At 35.9% G+C, this 7,877-nt stretch carries 6 protein-coding genes; all 6 read right to left on the reverse strand.

Annotated features, from left to right (window positions below; genetic code table 11):
* Nucleotides 1-209: 209 nt before the first annotated feature.
* The 6 genes from spoVT to glmU all read right to left on the reverse strand — a co-directional run bounded on the left by spoVT (nucleotide 210) and on the right by glmU (nucleotide 7,797).
* Complete coding sequence (gene spoVT / locus AB3X49_RS14730) at nucleotides 210-746, reverse strand: stage V sporulation protein T (protein ID WP_002009670.1); 537 nt, start codon at nucleotides 744-746, stop codon at nucleotides 210-212.
* A gap of 135 nt (nucleotides 747-881) precedes the next feature.
* Nucleotides 882-4,412 carry a transcription-repair coupling factor gene (gene mfd / locus AB3X49_RS14735; protein ID WP_002009668.1) on the reverse strand — a complete coding sequence of 1,177 codons (3,531 nt, stop codon included), beginning with the start codon at nucleotides 4,410-4,412 and terminating at the stop codon, nucleotides 882-884.
* Nucleotides 4,413-4,517: 105 nt separating this feature from the next.
* Nucleotides 4,518-4,742: an anti-sigma-F factor Fin family protein gene (locus AB3X49_RS14740; protein ID WP_002091576.1), complete on the reverse strand. Its 225-nt coding sequence runs from the start codon at nucleotides 4,740-4,742 to the stop codon at nucleotides 4,518-4,520.
* Between the two features lie 70 nt (nucleotides 4,743-4,812).
* The gene (gene pth / locus AB3X49_RS14745) at nucleotides 4,813-5,373 is read right to left on the reverse strand and encodes an aminoacyl-tRNA hydrolase (protein ID WP_087943057.1); all 561 of its coding nucleotides are present in this window, start codon (nucleotides 5,371-5,373) and stop codon (nucleotides 4,813-4,815) included.
* A gap of 72 nt (nucleotides 5,374-5,445) precedes the next feature.
* Entirely contained in the window at nucleotides 5,446-6,399 is a 954-nt protein-coding gene (locus tag AB3X49_RS14750) for a ribose-phosphate diphosphokinase (RefSeq protein WP_002091580.1), read from the reverse strand.
* A gap of 18 nt (nucleotides 6,400-6,417) precedes the next feature.
* Nucleotides 6,418-7,797, reverse strand: coding sequence for a bifunctional UDP-N-acetylglucosamine diphosphorylase/glucosamine-1-phosphate N-acetyltransferase GlmU (gene glmU / locus AB3X49_RS14755; RefSeq protein ID WP_002091584.1), 1,380 nt, complete (start codon nucleotides 7,795-7,797; stop codon nucleotides 6,418-6,420).
* Nucleotides 7,798-7,877: the final 80 nt, after the last annotated feature.

The following is a 7,877-nucleotide window of genomic DNA, read 5'->3' on the forward strand; positions in this document are numbered from 1 at the left end:
CATAGGAATCATCCTTTTTACATAGATTATACCCTAGATTTTAGACAGGTTCTTACATTCACTGACTTCTTTCAACAGCAAAAATATTCAATGAAAAAAGGTAGCAAAGCGCTACCTTCGTTCAATATACTTATATCTCCAAATAGTTAATTTCTCAAATAGAAATATCATAATTAGGAAAGATTGCTACTTATAGAAATTACACTTCGCTACTGCTCCATTTGTTTCGCTAAAAAGCTTGCAGCTGTATTTACTGATTTATGCTCTACTTCACTTATAATAGCCTCTTTAGAGAAGATAACGACAGCTCCGATTGGATCTCCATTTGCAATAATCGAGCCAATTGTATAAGAGCTCACTTTTTCTGTTACTCCATCAATAATTGAAATTTCGCTTTCATCTGTCATAATTACAGACTTACGCTCTTCCATTGTCTTCTCAATTAAATCGCCAACACTTTTATTTAAGTATTCTTTTTTAGATGCGCCTGCTACTGCGATAATAGAATCACGATCGCATACAAGCACATTATGTCCTAAGCTATCGTATAAAGCTTCCGTATATTCCTTTGCAAAATTACCTAGTTCACTAATTGGAGAATATTTTTTCAAAATCACTTCTCCATCGCGATCAACAAATATTTCTAGTGGATCTCCCTCACGAATACGTAAAGTTCTACGAATTTCCTTCGGAATTACTACCCTGCCTAAATCATCAATTCGACGTACGATTCCAGTTGCTTTCATTCTAATGCTGCCTCACTTTCTACTGATGATCAAAGTGGTGAATTTACCTGTTCATGTAAAAATCACCAACTATTAAACATAGTATTTTACACATTAGTTCTTCTATGCACGTCGAATTGTATTTTTTATCTTATATTAGGCATTTATTACTTCTTTTTTTACATCTGGCAAGCCTTTTAATAAATTTTCAGCAATTGTTAACCATTTCGACGTCTCTAATCCATTCGTTTTCATCACAATTTTCAATTGTGACCCCTCCATACCAAGACCGATCATACGGCCAAAACTACTTCCTAGCATGAATAATTTTCCACCATCTATATTTTGGCTCGCTTGTTCAGAAAACAGGAATGTTACTTCAAATTTATTTTGCTTAATTAACTCAATTTGTTCTTTCATTGCCAACACTTTAATGTTTGCAATTTGTAATAAATAACCAACTTCTTGTGGATAATCACCAAATCTGTCGATCATCTCTTCCTGCAACTCTTCAATATCTTCAATTGCAGAAATACCTCTAAATTGTTTATACATCATAATTTTTTGTTTACTATCTGAAATGTACGCATCCGGTAAATATGCATCTACTTCTAAATCAATTTCAACATTAACGGTATTTTCAACTCCGTCTGTTCCTCTACGTTGCTCAATTGCATCTTTTAACATTTGAGAATATAGATCAAATCCGACAGAATCAATAAATCCATGTTGTTCTGCCCCTAACAAATTACCCGCACCACGAATTGATAAGTCTCTCATCGCAATTTTGAAACCAGATCCAAGCTCTGTAAACTCTTTAATTGCTTGCAGACGCCTCTCTGCAACTTCCGATAACACTTTATCACGTTTGTATGCAAAGTATGCATACGCGACGCGATTAGAACGCCCAACACGACCACGAAGCTGATACAACTGCGATAATCCCATACGATCTGCATCAAATACAATTAATGTATTTACATTCGGAATATCTACACCCGTCTCAATAATTGTTGTACTTACAAGAACATCATGCTGCCCTTCTAAAAACGATAGCATAACAGACTCTAATTCACCTTCATTCATTTTCCCATGTGCGTATGTTACACGAGCATCTGGAACTAACATCGAAATTTCATCTGCTTTTCTTTCAATATCCTCCACACGGTTATACAGGAAGTAAATTTGACCGCCTCTTGCTAACTCTCGCTCTATCGCTTCTCGCATTAACGCTGGATTATACTCTACTACATATGTTTGTACTGGGAAACGATTCTCTGGTGGTGTCTCAATAACAGATAAATCGCGCACACCAAGCATAGACATATGAAGTGTACGTGGAATCGGAGTTGCCGTTAATGTTAACACGTCAACATTTGCTTTCAATTGTTTAATTTTTTCTTTATGTGTAACGCCGAATCTTTGTTCTTCATCAATAATAAGAAGTCCTAAATCTTTATAAGTAACATCTTTAGATAAAATACGATGCGTTCCGATTACAATATCCACCGTTCCATCTTTTAAACCTTTAATCGTTTCATTTTGTTGTTTTCGTGTACGGAATCTACTTAGTAACCCTATATTAATCGGATAATCTTGAAAACGCTCTCGAATTGTTTCATAGTGTTGTTGTGCAAGGATTGTTGTTGGTACTAAAATCGCAACTTGTTTTTCATCCATAATTGCTTTAAATGCCGCACGAATAGCTACTTCAGTCTTTCCATATCCTACGTCACCACAAAGAAGCCTATCCATCGGACGTCCGCGTTCCATATCTTTCTTAATCTCTTCAATAGAACGTAATTGATCCTCTGTCTCTTGATATGGGAATAAAGATTCAAACTCTTGTTGCTCTGCCGTATCTGGTGTATATGCATAACCTTTCGAAGCTTCACGCTCGGCATATAATTTAATTAGGTCATCTGCAATGTCTTGTACAGATTTTTCAACTTTCGTTTTGACCTTCTTCCAATCATTTCCGCCTAATTTATAAACTTTTGGTTCCTTACCTTCAGACCCTACGTATTTTTGCACTTGATCAATTTGTTCAATTGGAACGTATAACTTATCATTACCTTGATATTTAATATTTAAATAATCTTTATGAACACCATTAATCTCTAATGTCTCAATACCTAAAAATTTACCTATACCATGATTTACATGAACTACATGGTCTCCAACTTTTAATTCCGAATAACTTTTAATACGTTCAGCGTTAGATAACTTTTGCTTACGTTGTGATTTTTTAACCTTCTTATGAAAAAGCTCCTTTTCAGTAATGACAACAAACTTTTGCATCGGCATTTCAAAGCCTGCATGTAAATCACCTACAGCAATTTGTAACCTTCCAGGCAATAAGATATCTGTCGCCTCTACAATGTCTGCATCAATATCATAATCACTTAAAATATGTTGTAGTTTTTTTACACGTTCATCATCTGTTCCAAGCACAACGGTCGTAAAATTACCTTCATTCCATCTATCAATTTCAGTTTTTAACAAATGCATCTGTCCGTGGAAATCTTGCATCGTTTTACATGTCACATTCACAATATTTTGAGGATGTGTGTGTGCTATATGGCGTAAGAATAACGTTAAATATACAAAACTTCTTTTTTTATTATGAAGAAACTCCTCAAACGAGTGGGAGAAAGATAAATCCTGAATAATTGTTCCTTCGCCAAGAAGTGAGATATACCATTCCGCTTCTTCTGTTTCAAGATGTGATGCAGTTTCTTGAATACGGGAAATCTCATCTAAAATCACAACACCATTTTCTGGTAAATAATCTATCAGACTAGCAGGTTCTTTATAGAAAATAGATAAATATTTAAACATTTGTTCTATACTTTGCCCGTTTTTCAACATTTCAAGTTCATGACTAACCGTCTCAAGCACAGTAGTCTTTAATTTATCATCGGAAAGCTTTTGCATCGTCTTAGTCAAACCTTCTTCAAGATGCTTAATTCCCGATTTCAATTCTTCCTGTGAAAATAAAAACTCTGTTGCCGGACCAAACCGAACACTTTCCCTTTTATCTTGAGAGCGCTGTTCTTCCACATCAAATAATCGAATAGAATCAACCTGTGTATCAAAGAATTCAATACGAAATGGTAATTCTTCAGTTAATGGGTAAATATCTAATATTCCCCCGCGCAAACTAAAATCTCCTGGAGCTTCTACCATCGACTTACGCTCATAACCAATATGATGTAAGGTATGCAAGAGTGCATCTAAATCAATCTCTTGCCCTAGATTGATTTCAATTTGCCTTTGCTTCCATAATTCTTTTATTGGTAAAAACCTACGCAGCCCTGCAACTGGCGCTACAATAATCCCATTCTCTCCTGCAGCTAAGCGATTTAACACTTCAATACGCTGTGCCTTCAATTCTGGACTTGCAACACCAACCTCCGATGCTATCAATTCATTTACCGGATATAGCCAAACATCTTTTTCACCAAGTAACGCCACTAAATCTTCATGTACTTTTTGTGCTTGGTATAAATTGTGCGTCACGATAAGTTGTGATTGCTTTGTCTTTTTATATAAAGCTGCCATTAATAATGAACGAGAGGATGTTGCCATACCCGATACAAGTTGTTCTTTCAACCCATCTTCTAGCCCATTAATAACCGATTGTATTTCTTCATTTTTATAAAATTGCTCTAATAAACCTATCATTTTCAAAACTCCTCTCAACATAAAGAGCAAGTTACTATATTTTATGCAAATATTTTGGAAAAAGAAAACAGAAAAATGCTTTGGACATGCCAAAGCGACAACATTTTATTGCAGAAATTTTTCATATTCATAATACTCAGGATAAGATGCGAGCGTTTCTTGACACGATTCACAAATCGTTTTTATATATATATTTCCATTCTCATGAAAATGAATCATATCCACTACTTCTTGCTCTGTTAGTTGAAACAAAACGTCGCTATATACTTTTTCTGCGATAATGGAGCCCACATTACTTCCACAATGTCTACAGTAATAATAACCTTCCATACTAGCCTCCTAAATATCCAATTGCTACTAGTATGGGATAAAACAAAATAAAATATTCCAGATTGTGCGCTTAACTATTAAAAGTATTCATGATTTGGAGAAAAGGTTTATTTAACCATTCCTCACATGCATCTGCTGCATTTTCAATGGATTGATTAACGCCAGATATTTCTTCAGATGTAAAACGTCCTAATACGTAATCCACTACTTTTATCCCATTTTTCGGACGATCGATTCCCATGCGGATACGTTGAAATTCTTGTGTTCCTAAATGTGAAATTGTTGATTTCACACCATTATGTCCACCCGCACTACCTTTCATGCGAAGGCGTAATTTACCTACAGGAATATCTAAATCATCGTACATAACAATGAAGTCCTCGACATCAATTTTATAATAATCCATGAGTGGACGGATACTTTCCCCAGATAAATTCATATATGTAAGTGGCTTTAGTAAGATTACTTTTTCCCCATTAACAAAACCTGCGCCAAATACCCCTTTAAACTTTTGTTCATTCAAAGAAATACTCCAACGTTTTGCAAGTTCATCGATTGCCATAAATCCAATATTATGCCTTGTTAATTCATATTCTCTACCTGGGTTCCCAAGTCCTACTATTAATTTCATTCTTGTACCACTACTTTCTTTTTTCGATACGAAAAGACGTAACCAAGCTTGGTTACGTCTCATTCTATCCAATTAATTGAATAATACACTTACAGATTCTTCTTCGTATACACGAATGATTGCTTCTCCGATTAATGGAGCAACTGAAAGTTCATGTACTTTATCAATTTTCTTCTCTTCTGGTAATACGATAGAGTTCGTTACAACTAACTCTTTAATATTCGAATTTTGAATACGCTCAATTGCTGGACCAGATAATACTGGGTGTGTACAGCAAGCATATACTTCAGAAGCACCGTTCTCAACAAGAGCGTTTGCCGCTAATGTAATTGTACCAGCTGTATCAATGATGTCATCAATTAAAATTGCTGTTTTGCCTTCGATGTTACCGATAATGTTCATTACCTCAGATACATTCGGACGAGGACGACGCTTATCAATAATAGCGATTGGCGCTTTTAGGCGATCCGCCATTTTTCTAGCACGCGTTACACCACCGTGATCAGGAGATACGATTACGATATCTTTAAGGCCTTTTGCTTCAAAGTAGTCTGAAAGAATCGGTACACCCATTAAGTGGTCGATCGGGATATCAAAGAATCCTTGAATTTGCGGAGCATGTAAATCTAGAGTGATTACACGAGTTGCACCTGCTGTTTCAAGCAAGTTTGCTACAAGTTTCGATGTAATTGGTTCACGAGAACGCGCTTTACGGTCTTGACGCGCATAACCATAGTAAGGAATAACAATATTAATTGTTTTTGCAGATGCACGTTTTAATGCATCAATCATAATAAGTAATTCCATGATATGTTCGTTTACTGGGAAGCTTGTAGATTGAATAATGAATACATCGCAACCACGGATACTTTCTTCAATGTTAATTTGAACTTCTCCATCACTAAAACGATCAACAGAACATTTTCCTAGTCCTACTCCAATATGCTTTGCGATTTGCTCAGCAAGTTCCTTATTAGAGTTTAAAGAGAATACTTTCAAATTAGAATTTAGATATTGAGTCGACATCTAGATTAACCCTCCACATTATGATTTTTTCTTATTCAGCAATTGATCAACATAGTCTTCTTTGTTAACTTGACGTGCACGTGCTACTGATAATGCTTTTGATGGAACATTCTCTGTTATTGTAGAGCCTGCTGCCACATAAGCACCATCTTCAACTGTTACAGGAGCAACAAGGTTTGAATTACATCCAATAAATACCCCGTTACCAATTACAGTTTTAAATTTATTCTTGCCGTCGTAGTTCACCGTAATTGAACCACAACCAAGATTCACGTCTTCTCCAACTTGTGCATCCCCGATATAACTTAAGTGTGAAGCTTTACTTCTATTACCAAAAACAGTTTTTTTGATTTCTACGAAGTTTCCAACGCGCACTTCATCTCCAATAACTGAATCTGGGCGAATGTGTGCAAATGGACCAACTGATACTTCTGTACCAAGTTTGCTGTCATGTACAGTAGATTGACGAATTACCGTACGATCTCCAATTTCACTATCGCGAATTACTGTATGCGGTCCAATTTCACAATCAGAACCAATTACAGTGTTCCCCTCAATAACCGTTCCTGGGTGAAGAACTGTATCACTACCAATAATTGCATCCGCAGAAATGTATGTGTTACTTGGATCAATAATTGTAACACCATTTACCATGTTCTTTCTGTTGATACGATTTTTCATAATAATTTCCGCTTGCGATAGAGCGACTCTGTCGTTAACACCTAACGTTTCATCGAAGTGCTCTGTTTGATAAGCTGATACAATATGACCTTCATTTTTTAAAATTTCAATAACGTCCGGAAGATAATATTCGCCCTGTACATTATCATTTGAAACTTTAGAAAGTGAAGCAAATAAAGCTTTATTATCAAAACAATACGTACCTGTATTGATTTCTTTAATAGCTAATTCTTTTTCATTTGCATCCTTATGCTCAACAATCTTTTCAACATGACCATTCTCATTACGAACGATACGGCCATATCCAGCAGGCTCTTCTATGTACGCTGTTAGTACCGTCGCCATTGCTCCCGCTTCTTCGTGTTGCTGAAGCAATGCTTCCATCGTTTCAGCAGTTATTAGAGGTGTATCACCACAAATAACTAAAGTTGTTCCCTCTTCATTTGCAAGTACACTTGCAGCTTGATCGACAGCATGAGCTGTACCAAGTTGTTCTGCTTGTAATGCAAACTCACTTACGTTTCCTAGCTGTTCTTGTACCTTTTCAGCACCATGTCCAACGACTGTTACAAGTTTCTGCAATCCTAATTGAGATACTTCATTGACTACATGTTGTACCATTGGTTTTCCACATACAGGATGCAGCACTTTGTATAGCTTGGACTTCATACGTGTGCCTTTACCTGCAGCTAGAATCACTGCAAATCTGTTTGACATATAGACCCTCCATCGCAACCTATTTATCCATTAACGATATTATCCTAAATCATCATATATTTCAAGAAACACATTATAAC

The organism is Bacillus sp. C30 (assembly GCF_040838255.1).
Lineage (GTDB): Bacteria > Bacillota > Bacilli > Bacillales > Bacillaceae_G > Bacillus_A > Bacillus_A mycoides.

Excerpts from the sequence above, each read along its gene's own strand:
- spoVT (WP_002009670.1), bottom strand. The coding sequence starts at position 746 with ATGAAAGCAACTGGAATCGTACGTCGAATTGATGATTTAGGCAGGGTA.
- mfd (WP_002009668.1), bottom strand. The coding sequence starts at position 4,412 with ATGATAGGTTTATTAGAGCAATTTTATAAAAATGAAGAAATACAATCG.
- AB3X49_RS14740 (WP_002091576.1), bottom strand. The coding sequence starts at position 4,742 with ATGGAAGGTTATTATTACTGTAGACATTGTGGAAGTAATGTGGGCTCC.
- pth (WP_087943057.1), bottom strand. The coding sequence starts at position 5,373 with ATGAAATTAATAGTAGGACTTGGGAACCCAGGTAGAGAATATGAATTA.
- AB3X49_RS14750 (WP_002091580.1), bottom strand. The coding sequence starts at position 6,399 with ATGTCGACTCAATATCTAAATTCTAATTTGAAAGTATTCTCTTTAAAC.
- glmU (WP_002091584.1), bottom strand. The coding sequence starts at position 7,797 with ATGTCAAACAGATTTGCAGTGATTCTAGCTGCAGGTAAAGGCACACGT.